The sequence below is a fragment of the Emticicia sp. genome (assembly GCF_049241225.1).
Taxonomy (GTDB): domain Bacteria; phylum Bacteroidota; class Bacteroidia; order Cytophagales; family Spirosomataceae; genus Emticicia.
The window spans coordinates 1921-3008 of the sequence record NZ_JBMLRC010000099.1; the positions used below are offsets into that span (position 1 = coordinate 1921).

Genomic DNA, 1088 nt, shown 5'->3' on the forward strand with positions numbered 1-1088 from the left:
AAAAATAACCAAATGCTGAGTAAGGTTGTTGCCATGAAACAAATAGCAACATAAGCAGGAATTGTATCGAGTGAGTGCATAAAAAAATATTTTAAGATAAGTGACGGGTCAGAAATTGCCGATAATTTTATTTTGTGTAAAAACTATCAAAATGACTGCTCTACACTACTGTGGACTCGTTGACAATTGACCGTGGACTATTAGCACAAAGATTAGCTACAAAAAATAAAATCCACTTAGCAAATGGCAAGAAATTCGGTAACTACCTTCCAAACAAACGTCGGCATGGCTTCGAGCCATGCCGACGTTAATGACCGAGGTTAACTAATTCTTCCGTACCTTTGTCGAAATTTTCAATGAGCATACATGCAAGACATCGTACTTCCCATTCTTTACCAAGACGAATATTTGGTAGCCATCAACAAACCACATAATTTATTGGTGCATCGCTCGTCAATCGCTGCCGAAGAAAGTGTGTTTGCATTACAGTTGCTACGTGACCAACTCAATTGTTGGGTGAGTCCGTGCCACCGAATCGACCGAAAAACTTCGGGCGTGTTGCTTTTTGCTTTATCGGCCGAAGTCGATAAAGCCATGAAAATGCAATTTGAAAATCATGCTACACAGAAAAAATATATAGCTTTGGTGCGTGGGTATTTGCCCGAATCGGGCATGACCGACCGACCACTGGCGAAAGAAAACGGCACACTCCAAGATGCCGTAACCCATTTTAGATGTTTGAAGCAAGTTGAGCTGGAAATAGAAGTAAGTCGCTACCCAACTTCACGGTATTCATTGGCCGAAATTACGCCAGAAACTGGCCGAATGCACCAAATTAGAAGGCATTTTGCACAATTACGCCATTATTTAATTGGCGATAAAACCTACGGAGAATGCAAACACAACAAGATGTTTGAGCAGCGTTTTGGGCTAAATACCATGCTACTTCATGCTAGCGAGTTGAGTTTTGTTCACCCAGTCACAGGAGCAAATATTCATATTACTGCCCCCATGAGCGATGAGTTTACAAGAATTCTAACCGAAATCGGGATGGTGTGATTTGTTATTGGTTACTTGATATTGCTTGT

General features: G+C 41.0%; 1 protein-coding gene. It reads left to right on the forward strand.

The window, feature by feature from the left end:
- Positions 1-366: 366 nt before the first annotated feature.
- Positions 367-1059: a pseudouridine synthase gene (locus tag ACOVO2_RS06020; RefSeq protein WP_421769098.1), complete on the forward strand. Its 693-nt coding sequence runs from the start codon at positions 367-369 to the stop codon at positions 1057-1059.
- Positions 1060-1088: the final 29 nt, after the last annotated feature.